The 20,971-nt window shown below is 33.1% G+C and carries 20 protein-coding genes, 1 other RNA gene and 1 pseudogene; 10 read left to right on the forward strand and 12 right to left on the reverse strand.

The window, feature by feature from the left end:
- A pseudogene (locus WKI77_RS03260) lies at nt 1-188 on the reverse strand (class I SAM-dependent methyltransferase); the annotation flags it as partial.
- 171 nt (nt 189-359) lie between these two features.
- Between WKI77_RS03260 and WKI77_RS03265 the strand changes: the two are divergent.
- A complete protein-coding gene (locus tag WKI77_RS03265; RefSeq protein WP_337860400.1) occupies nt 360-656 on the forward strand; it encodes a hypothetical protein in 297 nt (98 codons plus the stop codon).
- A gap of 310 nt (nt 657-966) precedes the next feature.
- Here WKI77_RS03265 and WKI77_RS03270 read toward each other — a convergent pair whose 3' ends face one another.
- Nucleotides 967-1,749 (reverse strand): ATP-binding protein, encoded by a 783-nt coding sequence (locus tag WKI77_RS03270; RefSeq protein WP_337860401.1) that lies wholly within the window; start codon nt 1,747-1,749, stop codon nt 967-969.
- Nucleotides 1,750-1,853: 104 nt separating this feature from the next.
- Here WKI77_RS03270 and WKI77_RS03275 point away from each other — a divergent pair, with 104 nt between their 5' ends.
- The 5 genes from WKI77_RS03275 to hutH all read left to right on the forward strand — a co-directional run bounded on the left by WKI77_RS03275 (nt 1,854) and on the right by hutH (nt 7,341).
- Nucleotides 1,854-2,372 (forward strand): NTP transferase domain-containing protein, encoded by a 519-nt coding sequence (locus WKI77_RS03275; RefSeq protein WP_337860402.1) that lies wholly within the window; start codon nt 1,854-1,856, stop codon nt 2,370-2,372.
- 60 nt (nt 2,373-2,432) lie between these two features.
- Nucleotides 2,433-2,735, forward strand: an RNA gene (gene ffs / locus WKI77_RS03280) — signal recognition particle sRNA.
- Nucleotides 2,724-3,881: an HD domain-containing protein gene (locus WKI77_RS03285; RefSeq protein WP_337860403.1), complete on the forward strand. Its 1,158-nt coding sequence runs from the start codon at nt 2,724-2,726 to the stop codon at nt 3,879-3,881. The genes ffs and WKI77_RS03285 overlap by 12 nt, the downstream gene beginning before the upstream one ends.
- A 117-nt stretch (nt 3,882-3,998) precedes the next feature.
- Nucleotides 3,999-5,720 carry a DNA polymerase/3'-5' exonuclease PolX gene (gene polX, locus WKI77_RS03290; RefSeq protein ID WP_337860404.1) on the forward strand — a complete coding sequence of 574 codons (1,722 nt, stop codon included), beginning with the start codon at nt 3,999-4,001 and terminating at the stop codon, nt 5,718-5,720.
- A 109-nt stretch (nt 5,721-5,829) separates the two neighbouring features.
- Nucleotides 5,830-7,341 carry a histidine ammonia-lyase gene (hutH, locus tag WKI77_RS03295; protein WP_337860405.1) on the forward strand — a complete coding sequence of 504 codons (1,512 nt, stop codon included), beginning with the start codon at nt 5,830-5,832 and terminating at the stop codon, nt 7,339-7,341.
- 113 nt (nt 7,342-7,454) lie between these two features.
- On the opposite strand, the gene WKI77_RS03300 is transcribed toward hutH, so the two are convergent.
- Entirely contained in the window at nt 7,455-7,850 is a 396-nt protein-coding gene (locus tag WKI77_RS03300; protein ID WP_337860406.1) for a hypothetical protein, read from the reverse strand.
- A gap of 161 nt (nt 7,851-8,011) precedes the next feature.
- Here WKI77_RS03300 and ftcD point away from each other — a divergent pair, with 161 nt between their 5' ends.
- Complete coding sequence (ftcD, locus tag WKI77_RS03305; protein ID WP_337860407.1) at nt 8,012-8,908, forward strand: glutamate formimidoyltransferase; 897 nt, start codon at nt 8,012-8,014, stop codon at nt 8,906-8,908.
- Nucleotides 8,909-8,912: 4 nt separating this feature from the next.
- Here the strand turns inward: ftcD and hisC are convergent, their stop codons facing one another.
- The 5 genes from hisC to WKI77_RS03330 all read right to left on the reverse strand — a co-directional run bounded on the left by hisC (nt 8,913) and on the right by WKI77_RS03330 (nt 13,054).
- Nucleotides 8,913-9,857 (reverse strand): histidinol-phosphate transaminase, encoded by a 945-nt coding sequence (hisC, locus tag WKI77_RS03310; protein ID WP_337860408.1) that lies wholly within the window; start codon nt 9,855-9,857, stop codon nt 8,913-8,915.
- Nucleotides 9,858-9,886: 29 nt separating this feature from the next.
- Nucleotides 9,887-10,711, reverse strand: coding sequence for a RimK family alpha-L-glutamate ligase (locus WKI77_RS03315; protein ID WP_337860409.1), 825 nt, complete (start codon nt 10,709-10,711; stop codon nt 9,887-9,889).
- Nucleotides 10,712-10,826: 115 nt separating this feature from the next.
- Entirely contained in the window at nt 10,827-11,276 is a 450-nt protein-coding gene (locus WKI77_RS03320; RefSeq protein WP_337860410.1) for an SRPBCC domain-containing protein, read from the reverse strand.
- Entirely contained in the window at nt 11,277-12,533 is a 1,257-nt protein-coding gene (locus WKI77_RS03325) for an FAD-dependent oxidoreductase (protein ID WP_337860411.1), read from the reverse strand.
- Between the two features lie 395 nt (nt 12,534-12,928).
- A complete protein-coding gene (locus WKI77_RS03330) occupies nt 12,929-13,054 on the reverse strand; it encodes a hypothetical protein (protein ID WP_337860412.1) in 126 nt (41 codons plus the stop codon).
- Nucleotides 13,055-13,973: 919 nt separating this feature from the next.
- Here WKI77_RS03330 and WKI77_RS03335 point away from each other — a divergent pair.
- Entirely contained in the window at nt 13,974-15,164 is a 1,191-nt protein-coding gene (locus WKI77_RS03335; RefSeq protein WP_337860413.1) for an MFS transporter, read from the forward strand.
- Between the two features lie 10 nt (nt 15,165-15,174).
- Here the strand turns inward: WKI77_RS03335 and hutU are convergent, their stop codons facing one another.
- The gene (gene hutU, locus WKI77_RS03340; RefSeq protein WP_337860414.1) at nt 15,175-16,833 is read right to left on the reverse strand and encodes a urocanate hydratase; all 1,659 of its coding nucleotides are present in this window, start codon (nt 16,831-16,833) and stop codon (nt 15,175-15,177) included.
- A gap of 321 nt (nt 16,834-17,154) precedes the next feature.
- Here hutU and WKI77_RS03345 point away from each other — a divergent pair, with 321 nt between their 5' ends.
- Together WKI77_RS03345 and WKI77_RS03350 are read left to right on the forward strand one after the other, a co-directional pair.
- Nucleotides 17,155-17,781: a zinc ribbon domain-containing protein gene (locus tag WKI77_RS03345; RefSeq protein WP_337860415.1), complete on the forward strand. Its 627-nt coding sequence runs from the start codon at nt 17,155-17,157 to the stop codon at nt 17,779-17,781.
- A gap of 277 nt (nt 17,782-18,058) precedes the next feature.
- Nucleotides 18,059-18,814 carry a class I SAM-dependent methyltransferase gene (locus WKI77_RS03350; RefSeq protein WP_337860416.1) on the forward strand — a complete coding sequence of 252 codons (756 nt, stop codon included), beginning with the start codon at nt 18,059-18,061 and terminating at the stop codon, nt 18,812-18,814.
- A 28-nt stretch (nt 18,815-18,842) separates the two neighbouring features.
- On the opposite strand, the gene WKI77_RS03355 is transcribed toward WKI77_RS03350, so the two are convergent.
- The 3 genes from WKI77_RS03355 to WKI77_RS03365 form a co-directional block, all read right to left on the reverse strand.
- Nucleotides 18,843-19,805 (reverse strand): prolyl oligopeptidase family serine peptidase, encoded by a 963-nt coding sequence (locus WKI77_RS03355; RefSeq protein WP_337860417.1) that lies wholly within the window; start codon nt 19,803-19,805, stop codon nt 18,843-18,845.
- Between the two features lie 97 nt (nt 19,806-19,902).
- A complete protein-coding gene (locus tag WKI77_RS03360; protein WP_337860418.1) occupies nt 19,903-20,142 on the reverse strand; it encodes a zinc ribbon domain-containing protein in 240 nt (79 codons plus the stop codon).
- Nucleotides 20,143-20,178: 36 nt separating this feature from the next.
- On the reverse strand, nt 20,179-20,961 hold the full coding sequence (locus WKI77_RS03365; protein ID WP_337860419.1) for a hypothetical protein: 783 nt from the start codon (nt 20,959-20,961) through the stop codon (nt 20,179-20,181).
- Between the last annotated feature and the right edge of the window lie 10 nt (nt 20,962-20,971).

The following is a 20,971-nucleotide window of genomic DNA, read 5'->3' on the forward strand; positions in this document are numbered from 1 at the left end:
TTAGCAACCATTATTGAAAGTTTTCCAGGGCCTGCACCTATATCAAGTATTTTTTCTGGCTTCATACTATTCATTTCATCCAGTGCAAATTTATACAATTTTTTGAGAAGCCTCCATGCTATGGTATCGTAAAACGATGTTGTAAAGAATCCAAATTTCTCTTCACCTTCAAAGTAGTAATCTTTCATATCAGGTTATGGCAATTAGTAATTATAAATTTTGTATAATTCAATCATATTTTCATCATATAATTCAAATTTCTACCCATGTTTAATCTGTCACCGGGAATTAAATATTTTTATTAACATATCTAAATAAATATGTGGCAACTTTTAAATATTAATATTCAATATTTAACTATGGAATTCAAATTGACCAAATTAATAGGTATATATCCATCTACCAGAAAATCCTGTGATATTTTATTTGATAAAATAAATAATATGAAGGATGAAAAAATAATAATTGATTTCAGTGAAGTTGTTGGTATCACGCACTCTTTTGCATCACAGTATGCTTATCATAAAAAAAATTCTCCAAAAAATGTACGGGAAATAAATATTAATGATAACGTATTGAACATGATTAATTTCACTAACAAACCAAAAAAAATAACTGATAACGAAAAAATTGAATTAAAAACTTTTACGTTGTAAATATATATTAAAATAAAACTTTATATTCTCAGCCCATTTAAAAAAAGAAAGAATGCTATGGCAATTAATTTAGGAATATTCAGGAGCAAATGAACATCACAGGGATATGTTGAAAGGCGTTCCGGAGGACTCTTCCGTTATGCTTATAGAACAATCATGAAGCCAATGCAACATAATAGTAAACAATACCAGAATATTTTAAAAATGGAATATAGAGGTTGCGTTGCACCGGGGAAGTTAAGCATCATAAAGATGATAACCTTCAAAGGAATTTACTAACATGGTTAACAAATTTCGTAACCTGGCGTTATTATACATATTTAAGGTAATCTATATTTTGTAGTACTTCTGTATCTTTAAATATTATAGAGATTAATGTGCCATTAAATTTATATTTCTCCTCGACATTATATATTGATTTGCTATTATTTAAATAATGGTATATCCCTTGCCCAGATATAATTATAAATTCGACGCCCTTATTGCTGCTTATAATATTATTTATGGTATTTAATCCATAACCGCGTTCTTCTCCTTTTGTAGATATACCAGATATTGCCTCTTCCAAACATTCACTATCATCTTTTTTTCTTATTCCATGAATTTTGAAATCACCCGGGATTCCAATACCATCATCGTAAATTGATATTTCAAGGCCAAGTTTATCATAGTATTGCAGAATAAGATAATTGTTAGATGACCCAGAATGTTGTTCAATATTGTCGAATAATTCTCCAATCATATATCCAGTTAAATTTTTGGCGTTCGAGGGCAATTTTAAATTTTTCTCAATTATGTTAAAAATTTCTTTTAAAATAGCATTATAATTTTTATCATTTAATGTGGAAACAGGTATTGTGTTTGTATCTGAAAGCACCTGATTATAATTTTTTAGATTAAAATCAATATAATTACTGCATAATTGAGAAACGGGATTTTTATATTTAATATTTTTATTGTTTAACAGTGGAAAGATAAGCAATAAAAATTCTGGATCTATAAATTTATAATCACCAAGGTCGATTAAACCTGCGTCAAAACATTTATTCATTACTTTCAAGTATTCCCGGTACCAATCCAGCAAATTATTCATTTAACATTATGATTTCCAGAACATTTATAAGCCTTCCTCTCTTAGTGAATAATCAACATATCTGTAAGAATGAAAATTATATAATGAAGAAATAATTTACCACTGTGGATGCAATTATAATGGCAGGTGGTGTTGGAAGCAGAATGGGAACATGTAAAAAAATGCTTCTTGAGATTAATGGGGAAAAAATAATAGATATGATTGTAAAACAATTAAAAGAACAAAATTTTAGAGTAAGTATGTGCATAAGCAAAAACACGGAATTTCTTGACTATTATCCTGAAGTTGCAAAATTTTACGGCAAAGGAAACTATACTGAAGATTTAAAATATGCCATTTCACAATGTTCATTACCTGTTCTTGTAATTTCTGCAGACCTTATATTCCCGACTGATTTGCTTTACAAATTTATAAAAAAGGCAGATTTAACAGGTACAGGAGTTGCTACCCTTATTGTGAATGGAGAACTCTCTGGCATATCAATGTTTTTTGAAAAACCTGAAGATGAAAATCTGCAATATAAGAATATAAATATAAGCACCAGTGGATTCTTTAATTTGAATCGGAAAGAAGATTATGAAAAAGCTGTAAAATATTATAAGAATAATTCGAAAGTTGAATAATAAGCAGTATGGAAATATTAAAAATAGCAAAATTTTTTTAACATGTATACATTTGAGTAGTACTGGACTTGACCGGGGAGCCAGGCCCTCCCTGTGACCCGTGCCGAAATGCGGGGGCGACTGTCTGGCGAGGGCAACCAGGCCTCTGGCAGTCTTCATGGAATCGTAGAGTCTCTGTCCTTTTGGATTGGGGGTTTGTACATATAACCTCAAAGGAGGATATGTGTGCAATTTATTGGGAAAATCCGCCAGGCCCGGAAGGGAACAACGGTATTCTGAACCATCGATGCTGAGAGGGTGCGGGGAGGAGAGGAAGTGGAGGACGCTACCAGAACACCTGGACTGAGCCAGATGTGTCCAGTATTAAGATTATTTATGTATAAAATTATTCAGGACCCGGTAAATGGCCCAATAAAGATTGATGGCCTGTTTAGCGAAATTATTGATTCACAATATTTTCAAAGATTGAGATACATAAAGCAACTGGGATTGTGCAATTTAGTATTTCCAGGAGCGAACCATTCAAGATTTGAGCATTCACTTGGCACAATGTTCATGGCACAGGAACTGTCTGATTCATTAAAAATAAAAAGTAGAATGCCGATAATAGCTGCTCTTTTGCATGATATAGGACATATGCCATTCAGCCACAGCCTTGAAGATGAATTTTACTCCCTTTATCATGTTGTTCATGAAGATTTGACAAAAAAAATAATATGCGGCAATGAACCTTACGGTGAAAGTACAATTCCTGACATTCTCAAAAAATATGGGTATGAACCTTATGAAATAGCAGAAGTTGCTACAGGCACATCAAAAAAATATCCTTTGTTTTCGAACATGGTAAGCGGTGCGATAGATGTTGATGAGCTGGATTATTTAAGAAGGGACGCATTATTCTGCGGTGTGACTATGGGGCAAATTGATTATAAAAGATTATTTAACACATTGATGATAGATGGCACGGACCTTGTTGGCGTAGAAAAATCTATTCCCACCATAGAATCCATAATAATTACCCGCATATTGATGTTCAATACAGTTTATTTTCATAAAACCAGCAGAATAGCTCAAAAAATGCTAGGTAATGCATATATTGACCTGAAATGTAAAGATAGCAATGATATGAAAATGACAGATTTTCAATTTATAGAGAAATTAATGAATTATGGTTCTGCCGAAACCGTTAAAAAAATTATGAACCGCAAGCTTTTCAAGGTTGTGTGCAGATGTAAGTATACAGAGAATGAAATGGATAGATTACATTCTATTCTTGCCCATTTTCCGGAACATGAATATATTATTGATATAATACCGCCATTATACTTTTCAGGTAGTAATAGAATAAAGAATTATGCAAAAGTCTATTACCGTGGCAATTTAGAAAGCATAAACAATGTATCTTCAATAGCAATGGCCCTTTCCAATGAAATGGAAAATAAGCAGATCATAGTATCTGCTTCAAGCAGCATTTATAATAAAATTGGAAAGTTGATTTTACAAAAATAAACAAATGTTGTTTCCTATACCTGTTTTTTAAATGAATTTTTAATATGTATTAGTGATTCCAGAATAGGAGATAATACAATATAGATAAATTTATAATTTTAATAAGAATTAATTTCTATGAAAAATAAAGAATTGGCAGAGATATTTAATAATTTATACTATATTTTAAGCATGGATGATAAATCCAGATTTGAGGCTCTTGCCTATCAAAGGGCGGCAAGAACAATAGAATCCATGCCAGAAGATATATCTGATATTTATGATAAAAACGGCATGGAAGGTTTGATGAACATACCAGGAATTGGAAAAGGACTTGCACAGCATATAGCAGAATATTTGAAAACCGGGAAAATAGAAAAATATGAGGAATTAAAAAAGCAGTATCCCATAGATTTTAATGATTTATCAAAGATGGAGGGCATTGGCCCAAAAAAGGCTTTGGTATTATATAATCAACTTGGAATAAAGAATATGAACGATTTAAAAATAGCAGCGGAAAATCATAAGATTAGGGACTTATCAGGCTTTGGAGAAAGAAGTGAAGAATTAATATTAAAAAATATTTCAATTGCCGGTTCAATGCAGGGCCGAATATTGCTTGGCACCGGGCTTAATGAGGCAAAAAAAATTATGGAATATTTAATGAATAGCAAGAGCATTGAACAATGCAGCATAGCAGGTTCAACAAGGAGAATGCGAGAAACAGTCGGTGATCTGGATATTCTTGCGATTTCAAAGGAACCGGAAATAGTAATGGAATTGTTCACCAAATTTGATGATGTTAAATCTGTTATAGTAAAGGGCAATACAAAAACAACAGTATTATTGAATATTGGGACAACATGTGATTTGCGTGTGATTGAACCAGAGAGTTATGGTGCTGCCCTTCAATATTTTACCGGAAGCAAAGACCATAATATAAAAGTAAGAAAAATAGCAATAGACAATAATTATAAGCTAAACGAATATGGATTATTTTACAATGATAATAATGTTGCAGAAACTAGGGATGAAAAATTTATCTATAATAAGCTTGGAATGGATTATATCCCACCGGAAATGAGAGAGGATCGTGGTGAGATCGAAATTGCATTAAAACATAATATTCCAGAACTGGTAAAGTTAAATGATATAAGGGGAGACCTGCATCTTCATACAGTGGAAAGCGATGGAATGAATACAACACAAGAAATGGCCGATGCTGCAGCCAAAAAAAATTATGATTATATTGCCATTACAAATCACACGAAAAGCCTGAAAATAGCAAATGGGATGACTGACGATGAATTTATTTCCTATTTTGAAAAGATAGATAAATTAAATAAAAATTATAATGTCAAAATATTAAAAGGAGCAGAGGTTGATATATTAAAGGACGGATCGCTGGATCTTGAAGATAAAACACTGGATTCCATGGATGTTGTTATAGCCTCTGTACATAATAATACAGGAATGAGCAGGGAAGATATGACTCAGAGAGTAATCAGCGCGATAAAAACAAATAAAGTAAATATTATAGGACATCCAACTGGTAGATTAATCAATGAAAGGGCTGGATATGACATTGATCTTGAAGAAGTTTCGAAATATTGTGAAAGGTATAATACAGCAATGGAGATTAATTCATCACCGTCAAGGCTGGATTTAAACGATGAAAATATATTAAAAACATCAAAATATAAAATATATTATTCTGTAAATACAGATTCGCATAACATTTATGGCTATGATTTTATGGAACTTGGAGTTGGAACAGCACGCCGTGGGTGGTTAACAAAGAACAGGATAATAAATACAATGGCATACAACGATTTGGCCAGATTTTTTTCAAAGAAATAAGACCTCCAATACAGGTTAAAACATATTCAATTTTTTTATGAATTAAAAGTATATTCAGTATTTTTTGCTTATGGCGTAGTTTAATATACATTTTTGTGTTTTGAATATTATGATATATATCGATGGAAACAATTTGACCATAGAAGGTGTCAATGCTGTGGCAAATAGCATGGAGAAAGTTGCTATTGCGGAATCTGCATATGCACAAATAAAAAAATCAAAGAAATCGTTAATGAAAATTCTTGAATCAGGAAAACCTGTATATGGCGTTAACACTGGCTTTGGATCACTTTTAAATGTAAACGTTGACCAGAAAAATATAGTGCAGCTTCAGATAAATTTGATAAGAAGCCATTCTTCTGGAATTGGAGACCCACTTGATATTGCCACAGTCAGGTCTATAATGGTTATAAGGGCAAATACACTTGCGAAGGGCTATTCAGGTGTTTCCCAGGAAATGATTGAATTTTTGCTTTTTATGATCAATGAAAATATAATACCTGTTGTTCCAGAATACGGATCTGTAGGAGCAAGTGGTGACCTTGCACCGCTGGCGCATATAGGACTTGCAATGATGGGGGAAGGAGATGTTTTTTATAAAGGCAAAATCCAGAAAGCGTTTAATGTATTCAAAAATTTCGGAAAAGAACCGTATAGATTTGGTGAGAAGGAGGGTGTGGCACTGATAAACGGAACATCTGTTATATGCGGGATACTTGCACTTGAATTGAAAAAATCTGAAATTCTGATTGTTGAAGCATTTGGTTCCTTTGCATTGTCGTTTGAGGGGCTTTCTGGAACCGATAAGGCATTTAGCGAATGGGCTCTGGCATCCAGGCCGCATGCTGGGCAACAGATTGTTGGCAAGGCTTTCCGGACATTATTTGCAGGAAGCAAAATAGTAGAAAATGCAAATAAGGAAAAAGTACAGGATGCTTATTCGCTGAGATGCGCACCGCAGGTCTATGGTTCAGTATGGGATACTCTGGAATATGGAAGGAAAGTGCTTACAATAGAAATCAACTCAGCAACTGACAATCCACTTTTAATGGATGGCGATTATATATCCACAGGCAATTTCCATGGAGAGCCGGTTGCAATGATTTCTGATTTTGTTGCTATTGCAATGACAGATTTTGGGAATATTATAGAAAGAAGAATTGCAAGAATTGTTGACACAAATTTAAGCAAATTGCCTCCATTTCTTATAAATGACTATGGATTAAATTCTGGATATATGATACCACAGTATACAGCTGCTGCATTATGCAATGTAAACAAAACACTGGCCCATCCAAATTCAGCCGATACAATCCCAACATCAGCAAATCAGGAAGACCATGTAAGCATGGGAACAAATGCAGCCCTGAAACTTATAGAAATAAATAAAAATGTAAAATCCATAATAGCTATAGAATACCTTCTGGGGGCACAGTCACTTGAATTCAAAAAATACGAACCATCCAGACCAACTGCTGAAATATACATGAAAATAAGGTCAATAGTGAAGCCACTGGTGACTGACAGGCCTTCGACAGGCGATCTTCTTGAAATAACAAAAATGATGGATGATAACCAGTTTTATGAATTTGTGCTTGAAAAGGCTAATTTTTTAAAATAATTGTATATTTCTAAACTTTTTACTTTTATTTTTAGGAATATGATGATAATCAAAATAACCGGGCCGAACGATAATTTAGGCAACAGAAAGCTAAGGCAAGCATATTCATTTATTTAAAATATTTCCAGACCATTCTCCCTGTCAAATATAGTTTCATATTGTTTATCAGAGTTAATGATTATATCCATTTCCTTTATAGTAATTTTATAAATCAGTGTTATGGCTTTTACATCTCCATATTCCCTTTTTATTATATCGTCTTTAACCGAATTATTCTTATTTCTTCTTTCTTTTTTTACAGCTTCATATTCCAGAAATTCAAAAAAGACATCAGCCACGTTGTTGGTATGTATATCCTCCATATATCTTATGTTTATTTTATTTTTATAATGGAAATAAATGTATATTTTGCAATCTATTACTTCTGTTTTAACACTGGCCCATGAAGAATATTCTGAATTTTCGTATAGTTTATTTATAGCAGATTCATAAATATCTAAATTTTCCATATTAAAATGATAATTAATTGAATGCAATTGATTTTCAATATTTTTTATAAAACAGTTTTTTAACATATTATATTATTGCATTACATAATATTAGCTTTATTATATTGTATATTGAATATATATTTTGCATAGTTTAATATTTGTTTTTATGATTAAATGCAATGAAACTTGTAGAACTCATTCCCAATTTCAGTGACGGCAGAAACGGTAAGATCATTAACTTGCTTTCCAACTGTGTTAAATCATTTCCTGATGCCAAGTTGCTGGATACAGAAATGGATTATAACCATAATAGAAGTGTAATTACGGTTGTGTGCACCATTGATTCGGTTGTGGAACTTGCGTTTAATCTTATTAAAATCGCAGCTGAAAATATAGATATGGATATTCAAAAAGGCCTGCATCCCAGATTTGGGGCAACTGACATTATGCCGCTTGTGCCACTGGAGGATACAACAATGGATGAGTGCATAAAATTATCCCGTGAAATTGGAATGATGGTAGGAAATGAACTGAAAATTCCAGTATTTATGTATGAAAGGTCCGCAACTGTACCGGAAAGGAAAAATCTGGAAAATATAAGAAATAAAAGTTTTCAAATCGAAGAATTGAGAAGTGTTATAGGAACAGGCAAATATATTCCAGATTATGGGCCTTCAGTAATTGGAAAAGCAGGATCAACTATAATAGGAGCAAGAGAGCTGTTAATAGCTTACAACATTTATCTGAATACAGATGATATAAAAATTGGGAGAAAGATAGCTTCCGCAATACGTGCTAAAGATGGTGGATTTGCATATGTGAAATCGCTTGCATTTAAAATTCCTGGCAAAAATGTTGTTCAAATTTCCATGAATATAGTTAATTACAGGAAAAATCCATTATACAGGATATTCGAAACAGTGAAGTCCGAAGCGGCCGGATACGGAATATCTATTATTAAATCAGAGTTCATAGGTATGGTGCCGCAGGAAGCAATGGCACAATCATTTAATCATTACCTTATGTCAAATATAGAAAATACGGGCATTCTGGTATATAGGCAGAGCAAAATATAACAAATTATTTTTTAACATATTCTTTAATAGCATCAATGACTCTGTTATTTTCTTTTTCCGTACCTATTGTTATTCTTGATTTATCCTTTAGAAGTGGCAGTTTCCTTATATGTATCCCCCTCTCCTCCATATAGGCATAAAGGTCTTTTTTAAGAAGGAGAAAATTCGCACTGCTTGGATATGCCATTTCTTTTATTTCATTATACACACGATCTCTTTCCTTCACTATGTATTTTATATTTTCACCTATAAGCCCATAATTATCAACCATGATCTCTGCGATTTTAGCTGATAGTATGTTCATATAAAATGGTGCCTGCAATTTTCGAAGTTCCGATATAAATTCAACGTTTCCAATTCCATAACCAATTCTCATCCCGGCAAGGCTATATGCCTTTGAAAATGTTCTGAGTATAATAAGATTTTTATATTTAGCCAGCAAATCAGTATAATCTTCGCCGGAGAATTCATAATAAGCATTGTCCAGCAGTGTTGCAATTCCGGAATCAAGTATTTTTTCCATGCTGCTTCTGTCTATTAAATTCCCTGTTGGGTTATTTGGTGAGCATATTACTATCAGCTTTGCTTCTTTATGCTTTAGAATTTCATCTGCGTTGATGGAAAAATCCGGCCTCAATGGAATATCTATTGCCCTGTGCCCGTAATTTCTGGCATAAAAAGAATACATTTCAAATGTTGGGGAACTTATTATTATATCGCCATCGGCGTGTTCAATTAACATATCAAGAAGCTCATCGCTCCCATTTGCAGCTATTAGATTTTCACTGCTAAACCCTGTCAATCCTGCCAGTTTATTGAGCAACTCAGGCAATCCTTTTTCAGGGTACCTGTTAAAATTTGCTTCCTTAATGTATTTTATGAATTCTTTCCTGATTTTCTCAGGTATATTGAATGGGTTTTCGTTCTTGTCTAAATATATGTCTTCCATAATTTGATATTTTTATTTAATTATTAAACTTAATCCAGCTTTTTCAGGAAGTTTACAATATCGTTTATAATTTTATTTCCATATACCTTTGAAGCGCCTTTAAACTCAACCCTTGAATTTACTTCATGCACCATGAGTCCATTTTCTGTCTCCATTGCATCTATTCCTATAACACCGGGATCGAATAGTTCTGCAGTTTTCATGATAATTTCAAGTTCTTCCACTGAAAGATCGGCTTTTTCCACCTTTCCGCCTAAGGCCAGATTTGTTTTCCAGCCAGCGCCTGAATATCTATATATTGTTGCGGATATTGAGTTGCCAACAACTATCGCCCTTATGTCCCTGGGTGGCCTTTCCACATATCTCTGAAGATAATATGAATTTTCACTTACCATGTCATTCATGGAAAACACAGTTTCTGCAATATTTTCATCCTTTAGCAATGAAATCATCCTTCCCCAGCTACCCGTTGCTGGCTTGAATACAAGTGGGTATCCCATCTTGCCCGCTGTTTCTAGTGCATTATCATGAAAAAACGATACTTCAGTTTCAGGAGTTTTTATTCCATTACTGTAAAGATATGACGTGGTAAATACCTTGTTCCCGGCTATATTAAATGTTTTATATGAATTAACAGCCTTAATGCCATGTGATTCCAGAATATAGGAATAGTAAAGAGAACGTTTTGAACTGAGGCATCGAATAAAAGCTGGACCTTCAATATCAATATCAGCAGTAAGGTTTAATGCATTGTTTTTCGCATTGATTAGATTAAAATTTATCCCTTCACTTTGAAATTTTTTTATTATTTCTTTTTCTTCCCATGCTATAGAATCGTAGATGAGTGTGACCATTAAATAATAATTTTCTCGCATTATTAAATATTTATTGAATAAAATATAATAATATCAGAACTATATATAATATTTATAGTTATAATATAATAATTGATATTAATTCGTTAAAATTTTATTCTTGATTCAGTTTATTTGTTATACATTCCATTGTTTTATCAATATTCTGCCTTGATATTTCGTCCACTTTATTTTTCCCCATTACTTTAATAATAAGCCCAAAGTCAAAAGAGCTTTTCCACTCAAGAATCACCTGATCGCCGGAAGTGCCATACTCTATATTTATGTTAAATTTTATTTTTGATCCGGCAAGCCTTCCTGTTCCTTCAATGTTCAGTGAGTCAGAGCTGCTAATATATGAAAAAGACATTTTGCCGGTAACGTTATTCATTGCTGATATATTTGCTGCTGAAATATCGAGTTTAAGTTTGCACTGTATTTTATCTCCATTCATCTGGAAATCATATACTCCCGGGAGGCATGGAACTATGTTTTCAATATTTGAAAGGAAATTTGACACGGCTTCTTTTTTATTATTTATTGTTATTTTTCCCCCGAAATCCATTTAATCACCCAGTCTTATAGCTTCATTTAAAATAAATGCGCTTTCAAGCTGATTCAAATAAGCATAATCCATGCTATTGCCATATGAGCTGATATAATTCATAAAGCCAGTATTCAAATCGCTTTTATGCATTTTTATGAATTTGTCGAATGTATCATTCAGGATAATTTTTGAAGTATTCTGTGAGTGTGTTCCGGTAATTTCCGAAAGTTTTCTTGAAACTGCCTCACCCATGAGCCTTGAGGTTGTAAATTTTCCACCGATTATACTGTACAGATTGTCCAAATTCCTGTATATTTTAAAATCTCTTGTAGCTCTGGCATAATCCTCCTTGATGAGTGGCCTCATTGAGCTGTATAGTTTTTTATATGTGTGCCCTGAAAGGGATGGTACCATTTCTGAAACTTCTGAAAGCATTGTATCAAGATCTTCTGGATCAATTTCATTGTTTTCCACATCTTCTGAAATTATGGCAACGGTACCTGCTACAGACATCGTCCCGTATGGGAGTAGAATATCACCATCCGATGGTTCTCTCATTCTGTTTAGAATTGCATTTGAAAATAAATAGTCATATGATGCCATATAACCAAGTGTGGGCATAACTTCAAAGTTGCCTATGCCAAAGGATTTTAATAGATTGCCTGCCCATGGGCCTGTTGTATTTATTATATAATCAAATTTTTCTTCAATAACTTTATTTTTTGAACTGTACCTTATTGATTCTACAGAGTTATTGTTAATTTTAGCACCAAGCACTTCAGATTTAAATTTTAAATGGGTTCCATGTATACTGGCTTCTACTGCAACGGCCGCAGCAAAAGGATGTGCATATATTACCTTATCCGGAACAGAAAAAGCTCTAACGATATTTTTATTTATATTTGGCTCAATTTTAAGCATCTCTTTTACACTGAGTTCTTTTGTCGGTATTCCGTTTTCCCTATTTTTTGCTAAAAGTTTGCTTCCGTATTCTGCTTCCTCATCATTAAGCGCAAGATAATATCCGCCAGTATTTTTTATAAAATTTGAAGCGGTTGATGAAAGCAGGTTATTTTCTTGAATGCATTCCTTTGCCGATTCATTGTCATTTACCGAATATCTTGAGCCGCTGTGAAGCATTCCATGAAATTTCCCAGATGTCCCAGAAAGTATATAATCCCTGTCAAAAAGAGTCACGTCATACCCATCAAGAGCTAAATTAAGTGCGGAAAACAGACCGGTTATGCCAGCACCTATAACACCAATTTTTTCCATGAGTCGCTATTTATATTTTGTATATATTTTTATTTAACTTTATAAGTTTTTGCCAGTTTTTTATGTAAATATGAACCGACTTATTAACAATAAATAAATTGTAAAGTATTTATTTATTGCAGTTATAAGAAATGAAGGTATTAAATCCGATGATTAAAAAATATTATCACAGGCATTAAAGATATCAAAAAAGATTATTATCTGTAATATAATTAAAGAATAACTCTATTTGCATTATATCGTTGAATATTCTAGCACTTATTCAAAAATGGTAAATATTCATTCCTTGTTAATGTTTTAGCAAATATTGAAATCAAAAATTAGATTTTATGAACTATTAGAAAACTATCAATGACCCTGATTTTTTTTATAAAAGTAATCTAATTTTGGAGTTATTATTCTGCTAATAATGCGTTTTCTGGCTTTTTAGATCCTGATGTTTCACCAAAATTTCTCTTTACAGATGAATTAATTCTATCTATTTCATAATTCTTGATCTTAACCCGTAATTTGTGTACCATGGAAATGGATATTCCTCATTCTTTCATTCGATATTTAGATTCCATGATATTTCCAGGTGCAGCATTGGCTTTATTCAGGATTCCATTTTAAATTTGCCCATTGTATAAAACATATTATTAGTATTATATCCACCATTACCATAGAATTTGGGAATATTATGCCATTTCAAGATTTTTAATATGCTTCTCAGCTATACTCGGCTCAGAGTATCCTTTCCCTCTATATGTGCATCCATGTCGGGCAATTTCTTTTCATTCATTGCAATTGTTATTGCTAAGAATTTATTCTTCCTTCATCCATTCTTTCCCTATTTGTATATTCTGTAGTGGCCTGCACCTGATGTTTTCAATCCAGTTCCATCTGATGCTATTTTCAAATCATTGTATTATGGTAATACAAGGTCTGGCTTTAGCTTAGAAATCGTTCTATATGCTATTGTGTAATCATTAAAATCCAGGGCTAAATTATATTCACATAACTTTCTTGCAATTACCGCTATGCCTTAATATACAGTGCCAAGCCATTTTTATCATTATACAAGATAATGGAAACTTATATGGACTTCCATTTTTATTTTTCTTCATTTAATTCATCATGCCATTTATTCTTAAAATCATGGTCAATGCAGGAGTTGCGGTTTGTTGCAAGATCTTCATTGCAATCTTTCCAGTTACGTTTATTATCTTTATTGCTATCATTTTCATGGATTGTTGCTGATTTTTCTATCGTAAAATAATATTTTGTTCTGTGTATTTGCCTTCTTTTGTCTGATTCTACAATATATTTAATTTATATGGTTATGCAACACACCAGCTGGTGAGTATTAATTAAAAAGAAATGTGATATGGATAGATTATTTTATATATTTTTATATTTACTATATAGATAATTTAATAATCATACTATGTTTAAGGAATGATGGAAAAAAACGCCAACGTAAATAAAATTGTTGTTCTCTCATCATTTGGGATGCTTCTTGACGGATATCAGTTAACAGTTATAGCTTTCGCCGTTTTACTTATACCAAATTATATTCATCTTAGTGATTATTCGCTGGATTACGGTTTGCTCATAGCATCTGTAATAATAGGTGCAATAATTGGCACAATAATTGTTGGGTATTTAAGCGATCTAATAGGCAGGCGCCGTGTCTATTTATCCACTCTCCTATTTTTTATTCTTTTTGATATGATTTCTGCATTCTCTGTCAATTTCTATATGCTCTTTATTTCAAGAGTGCTGCTTGGCATAGTTCTCGGTGCAGAATATCCTGTGGCAAACTCATATATAGCCGAGGTAACGCCTTCAGAAAAAAGAGGTTTTTACCTTGCAATGGCAACTGTATTTTTCAGCATTGGTTCCATAAGCAGTGCAATTGTTGCGGTTTTCATGTTTCCATTTGGAAATATTGGATGGCGCCTGATGCTGGGCGTTGCTGTTATTCCAGCCATAGTTGTTGAATTTTTTAGATTTTCACTTCCAGAATCCAAAATGTGGGAGATTAAAAAGGAGAAAAAAGGATTTCTGGAAATGTTCTCTAAAAAATATTATAAGGATATATTATTGGCTGCAATTATCTGGTTTTTGTATGATATAGTGGCATATGGATTATCGCTGACACTCCCTACAATTCTTAAGCTTGGGCATTTTGTTACCAACGTTGACAATGCACTTTTAACAACGTTCTTCCTGGTAATAGGTATAGTATCAGGCATTTTTGTGATGATGAGGGTAGACAAATATGGAAGAAAAGGAATTCAAATTACAGGTTTTCTGGTAATGGGCATATTATTTCTGATACTGCCACACTTTTATTTTCTTACTGGTATAATAGTTATAGTATCTTTTCTGGAATTATTTAATGCCTTTGACGGTGCAACGGTAGGGATAATACCTGCAGAAGTCACCATTACAAAGTTCCGTGGGACATCATATGGATTTTCCTCAATGATGGGTAAAATAGGTGCGGTTATAGGTGTAATAGCCATGTCCTTGCTTATACATGGAAAAAATTATTTCAATGCCTATATATTTCTTGCTTCAGTCATGGGAATTGCTATAATACTTACATTGTTCCTGCCTGAAACTAAAAATATAAAACTTGAATAAATTAAAAATATTATTTGCTGAAATATGGGCTTTTGAATTTTGGGCCTTTTTTTATTATTTCCTGTGATGATTCATATCCAGCATCTGCATGTCTGATTACACCAATTCCGGGATCTGCATTCAGTACTCGTTTAATTCTTTCTGCTGCATCATCTGTTCCATCTGCAACTATTACAAATCCTGCATGAATTGCATTTCCAATTCCTGTCCCGCCTCCATGGTGTACAGATACCCATGATGCTCCTGAAATTGCATTCAGCAATGCATTGAGTATTGGCCAGTCAGCTATGGCATCACTTCCATCCTTCATGGATTCAGTTTCACGGTATGGAGAAGCCACAGATCCAGTATCATGATGGTCTCTTCCTATAGCTATCGGCGCATCAAGTTCTCCTTTTCTTACCATATCATTTATCATCAATCCGATTTTCTCTCGTTCTCCATACGATGCATAACATATTCTTGCAGGCAATCCCTGGAAATGGACATATTCCTTTGCCATTTTTATCCAATCAGTAAGATGTTTGTCATCTATATTTTTAATTATGGCATCATCTATTTTTCTTATATCTTCAGGATTACCGGATAGTGCCAGCCATCTGAATGGGCCAGAACCAACAGCAAATAAATCTCTAATATATGCAGGTACGTAACCAAGTATATCAAATGCATTTTCAAGCCCCCCTTCTTTTGCCCTTGTCCTTATGTCATTTCCATAATCAAAAACCGAAGATCCTTTTGACTGGAAATAAAGCATTGATCTTACCTGCTTTACTATAGTTTCATAAACTTTTTTTGTAAATTCTTCAGGTTTATTTTTCCTGAATTCCTGGAAGTTATCTATTGTATAGCCCTCAGGCACATATCCAATATTTAGGTCATGTGCGGCGGTCTGATCCGAAACAATATCTGGAATTATTTCACGATCCTGAAGTTCCTGATAAACGGTAGCTGCATTTCCAAGTACAGCTATTGAAGTTGGTTCACCGGATTTAATTGCTTCATCTTTCAGTTTGAGCGCTTCATCCAAATTTGTTGCAAATTTATCAAGATATTTATCTCTGAGCCTTCTGTTGATCTTCTCCATATCCACTTCAACTATAATGCTGGTACATTGATTCATTTTTGCAGCAAGTGGCTGTGCTCCTCCCATTTCCCCCAGGCCTGCAGACAGAAACCATTTTCCTTTCAGATTATCTTTGTGGTATACTTTTTTAGCAAGTGCGTAAAGCGTTTCATATGTTCCCTGCAGTACACCCTGAGTGCCTATATAAACCCAGGAACCTGCTGTCATCTGGCCAAACATTGTTAATCCTCTGGCTTCGAGATCCCAGAAAATATCATCTGTTGCCCAGTGCGGAACTATTTGGGCATTTACAATTAAAACTCTTGGTACATCCTTTGTAGTTTTAAAAATACCTACAGGTTTACCTGACTGAATAAGAAGGGTTTCATCGTTTTCAAGTGATTTTAAAGATTCTATAATTTTGTCATATGCCTCCCAGTTTCTGGCAGCTTTACCTTTACCGCCATATACAATTAGATTCGCTGGATCTTTGGCAACCATTGGATCAAGATTGTTCATTAGAAGCCGCAAAGCTCCTTCCTGAGACCATCCCTTTGTATTCAATATTTTTCCATGCGGTGCATGTATGTCTTTATGTTCCATATTAAAATAACAACAAATCTATATATAAATTTTCTTTTATAATTGCCATTTAATAAAATTTACAGGCATAGAAATAATATATTTGAATAATTTTAGCTAATTACAGCTTATTATAAAGATTAAAATGATTATAAATATTTATACGATATCTATTATTTAAAAAAGTATTTATAAGTTTTAATTCTTTATTATTATTATGGAATATTTCATAAAATCCAATTTTATGATAAATGCAATATCACAGGAGTGATTCACATAAATTCTAAAGGTTATAATAAATAGGCATAAAATTTATTATCCAATATATAATGGTTGTATGATATGCCAATATATGAAAGCGATGAACATGAATTTCTTAATGCCAAGGCAAAGAAAATTGAGAATAACGTTTATGTAAAAGGTTTACTGTTTCTTACTGATAAAAGAGTTATCTTTGAAAAAAAAGGTGTAAGATCAGCATTCCGAGCATCTCCTGCAATTATGGATTTGAATCTGTTTCTCTACAATGTTGAAAATGCTAATTCTGCGGCTCCAGCCTTTCCTTTATTTACAAAGCAAATACTCACCATAGAATATTATGATGATTCTAAAAAAGTTGTCAGGTCAGATTTTGCTGTGAAAAAAGCAAAAATGTGGGTAGACCAGATTACAAGGCTTGCCACAATATCTAAAAAAGACCAGGCCACAAAAAAGGAAAGAGATGATCTTGAAAAGAAAAGGCACGAACTGGATATGGCCAAAGCAAAAGCCCCTAGAGCGAATATAGGAATGGCTGTTTTCGGAAACGACAAGAAAACAAATCCATATGAAAATATAAGAGAAAACATGATCGATGAAAACAATGAAAATTTACCAGACACTGCACTGAGATGCCCTCATTGTGGTTATCCAATTACAGATGAAATGGTATATTGCCCAAACTGTGGATACAAATTAAAATCCAAATAAATTTATTATGAGTGTTTTAGTAGCAAGGACAGATGCTTTTAAAATAAATTTGTCCATTGCAATTTTTATTTATGATTTAATAATAGAGAATGAATTATTTATTAATCTGCATTAGTGTCTAAATGGATTATCCTAAAATATGCTAAGATAAAAAAATGGCCTGTTTGTATATTATATTTCTAAAATATATCCTGTAATATGAAATTCCATTGATGAAATACCTGCAGTATACAAAAATTAGCAGAAAATTTAATTTTATAGTTGTTATTCATTAAATATGGATACAGTATATGCCAATTTATTATCTGCATGGGAATCACAGCAAACTGCACTGATAGAGATGAGAGAAGAAAGATTTACCTTTATGATGGATGTAATTAAGAATATAAATCCTAAAGTTAAAAATATCCTTGATGCAGGATGTGGTCCTGGTTCATTTACACTGAGGCTGGCAAAGAAATTCCCTGAGGCTATAATATTTTCAATAGATTATGATCCTGTACTTTTAAAAATTGCAAAAAATAATGTTCGTGATTATGGAAACAGAATTAATATTATGGAATATGATTTAACTGGAAATGATTGGTTAAAGCAACTTTCAAACCAGAAATTTGATGCTATAGTTTCCACTACTGCATTGCACTGGATTCCTGTGGAAAAATTAGATAATCTCTACGCAGATTTTTATAGCATTTTAAATAATAATGGAATTTTTCTTGACGGTGATCATTTTAGAAGTATTCATGATTCAGAATATATTATAAAACTTTATTCAGAAATTAGAAAAAATATAAGTGAGAGAAATCTTGCCAGTAGCAGGGCTATGAACTGGGAAGAATGGTGGAAATATATAGAAAATAATAAAATCTTTAATAAGGAATTAAAATTAAGATCAGAAAGGTATCCGGAAAGTTCGCACGATCAAAATATAACACTGGAGCAACATATAGATATTTTAAATAAGAGTGCCTTCAATTCTACAGGAGTGATATGGCAGTATCTGGATAACCGAGTGCTTTTTTCCAGAAGATGATTTAACATTTAATTCAAAATTATTAAACTTATTTCACTATGCCGAACACCTGAAAAATGAAAGCTGCAATATATACTGTTTCTTCAAGTATATCATTCATGCCAGAACCGAGATGCCCTCCAGTACCAATAAGCAGGTATGGATCACTTCCAAAATCTTTTAATTTTTTATAAAACTTTAATGCGTGTGCTGGGTGCACTCGATCATCATCGATTCTTGAGTATATAAGTGCAGGCGGCTCTTTTCCGGGCTTTAAATTTTCATATGCAGAATATCTTGTCAAAAATTTTGCATCATCAGGATTATCTGGATCTCCATATTCACTGACCCAGTACTGGCCAGCCAGTAACCTATGAAATCTCATAAGGTCTGTTACAGGATTTCCAATTACAGCACCTGACAGTTCATCAGGAATTTTTGTTAAAGTATATGCTGATAAAAGCCCACCGTTGCTGACACCGTAGCAAATAATTTGTTTTCCCTGCGTTTTTAATCCTTTAATTATGGCCTGAAATGCTGAAAATACGTTTTTCTTATTCTCCCTCATGCCAAGCCTGTGCCATTCCTCACCATATTCCCCACCACCAGGTAAATTGCATATAACTACATTCACGCCGTTGTTTATAAGATATGCAAAAAGATTGTTGTATGAAGGCGTTATTGATATATTGAAACCACCATAGCCATATACAAGAGTATTATCTGTTTTTTTATTTGCTTCAATAAAAAAATAATGCACTCTACCAAAATCCAGATCTTTATAATGATCTGATACTTTTGGATTTGAAACAATATTCCGGTCAATAAGCTTTATTTCTTTATTTTTATAAGAAAATATGCTGTATGGAACACCAAAGGAGCCCATAACTATTATTGCATTATCCCCATCAGAATCGAGAGAAATTAAACCATAAGGTATATTAAAGTTATATTCCTTTAATTTGTTGCCCTTAAAGTCATACAAAACTGGAATAGAAACAGCGTTTCTCATCTGAATGGTGAGGAACCGTTCTTAAAACATTGTGCATTGTTATGCACCAGCTTCATTCACAGCGTAGGCAGTCTCAGTTCTTCCCGCTTCAGGCATGTCAGGTATGCCTGATGTACAGGTATTCATCCTTCATGGACTGCCAAGAGGCTGACGCACTCACGGGGAACGGTTCTCCGCAAAGGTCAAGACCACGAAGGGCTATTGCAAGTGATGCGAGCCTGTCCCTGTTGTAGTCCTGACCACAGTTTGTGCATCTTGATATCTTCCACGCAGGGTGCTTTAATTTACCACCACATACAGGACACTCAGATGAGGTCCCACGTGGAGATTGTATCATTATTTAACAATATTACTTAATACTTTCCTTTAACTGCTATAACCCTTCTTTTACCATAACCGCATCTTCTATAGAGTCATCAGTAGAGAATTTATCTTCACTGGAGGCAATATATCCGGAGCCTTCATATAACAATTTATAGGTTTTATTTTCCCTGTAACCGAGCAATTTTACCTGGCATTCTAATTTTTCTATTATTTTCCAATCTGATGGGCTGTTAATATTTCCAGAGTATATAGTTGACGATATATTGTTTCCGGATACAATAAACAGTTTATCTCCAAAGGTATAACCTTCAAGTCCATTGCCCGGCTCTATTTCATTTCCAAAAACATAATTTCCATTTAAGTAAACGCCAGTTCGAGATATTTTCTTATCAGTAACTTTATCCGGCCTCTTCTCCTTTATAATATAGAAACCATCATCTATGAATATTATATCATTTATAAATCCTGTTTCTTCGTATAACAATTCACTTTTATTAAAAATTTTCAATAATCCGTTATCAGAACCTTTTGTTTCAAAAATCGCTATTCTATTTCCATTTTCTTCTGGCTTGGTCCAGACTATTAATTTGTCGGTTGAGTGAATGCATGAATTGTTTACTATTAATTTATTTCTTCCGTCTTCTATAGATACAGTACATTGCAATGTTTTTGTTATCTTTACAAATTTAATTTTTTTCTGGTAAACATAAAATCTTAGATTTCCCACTGATTCATTGTATTCTTCTTTTAAAGAGTACTTTATTTTTTTTGTTTCTTTTATAGCATATTCCTTCACCTTTTCATTGATGTTCTCAAAATTAAGTTCATCCATTGCTGTGTAA

The sequence above is a fragment of the Ferroplasma sp. genome (assembly GCF_037442045.1).
In the GTDB taxonomy this organism is placed as follows: domain Archaea; phylum Thermoplasmatota; class Thermoplasmata; order Thermoplasmatales; family Thermoplasmataceae; genus Ferroplasma.

Coding starts and splice junctions, on each gene's coding strand:
- WKI77_RS03265 (WP_337860400.1), top strand. CDS start 360: ATGGAATTCAAATTGACCAAATTAATAGGTATATATCCATCTACCAGA.
- WKI77_RS03270 (WP_337860401.1), bottom strand. CDS start 1,749: ATGAATAATTTGCTGGATTGGTACCGGGAATACTTGAAAGTAATGAAT.
- WKI77_RS03285 (WP_337860403.1), top strand. CDS start 2,724: ATGTGTCCAGTATTAAGATTATTTATGTATAAAATTATTCAGGACCCG.
- polX (WP_337860404.1), top strand. CDS start 3,999: ATGAAAAATAAAGAATTGGCAGAGATATTTAATAATTTATACTATATT.
- hutH (WP_337860405.1), top strand. CDS start 5,830: ATGATATATATCGATGGAAACAATTTGACCATAGAAGGTGTCAATGCT.
- WKI77_RS03300 (WP_337860406.1), bottom strand. CDS start 7,850: ATGGAAAATTTAGATATTTATGAATCTGCTATAAATAAACTATACGAA.
- ftcD (WP_337860407.1), top strand. CDS start 8,012: ATGAAACTTGTAGAACTCATTCCCAATTTCAGTGACGGCAGAAACGGT.
- hisC (WP_337860408.1), bottom strand. CDS start 9,857: ATGGAAGACATATATTTAGACAAGAACGAAAACCCATTCAATATACCT.
- WKI77_RS03315 (WP_337860409.1), bottom strand. CDS start 10,711: ATGGTCACACTCATCTACGATTCTATAGCATGGGAAGAAAAAGAAATA.
- WKI77_RS03320 (WP_337860410.1), bottom strand. CDS start 11,276: ATGGATTTCGGGGGAAAAATAACAATAAATAATAAAAAAGAAGCCGTG.
- WKI77_RS03325 (WP_337860411.1), bottom strand. CDS start 12,533: ATGGAAAAAATTGGTGTTATAGGTGCTGGCATAACCGGTCTGTTTTCC.
- WKI77_RS03330 (WP_337860412.1), bottom strand. CDS start 13,054: ATGGTACACAAATTACGGGTTAAGATCAAGAATTATGAAATAGATAGA.
- WKI77_RS03335 (WP_337860413.1), top strand. CDS start 13,974: ATGGAAAAAAACGCCAACGTAAATAAAATTGTTGTTCTCTCATCATTT.
- hutU (WP_337860414.1), bottom strand. CDS start 16,833: ATGGAACATAAAGACATACATGCACCGCATGGAAAAATATTGAATACA.
- WKI77_RS03345 (WP_337860415.1), top strand. CDS start 17,155: ATGCCAATATATGAAAGCGATGAACATGAATTTCTTAATGCCAAGGCA.
- WKI77_RS03350 (WP_337860416.1), top strand. CDS start 18,059: ATGGATACAGTATATGCCAATTTATTATCTGCATGGGAATCACAGCAA.
- WKI77_RS03355 (WP_337860417.1), bottom strand. CDS start 19,805: ATGAGAAACGCTGTTTCTATTCCAGTTTTGTATGACTTTAAGGGCAAC.
- WKI77_RS03360 (WP_337860418.1), bottom strand. CDS start 20,142: ATGATACAATCTCCACGTGGGACCTCATCTGAGTGTCCTGTATGTGGT.
- WKI77_RS03365 (WP_337860419.1), bottom strand. CDS start 20,961: ATGGATGAACTTAATTTTGAGAACATCAATGAAAAGGTGAAGGAATAT.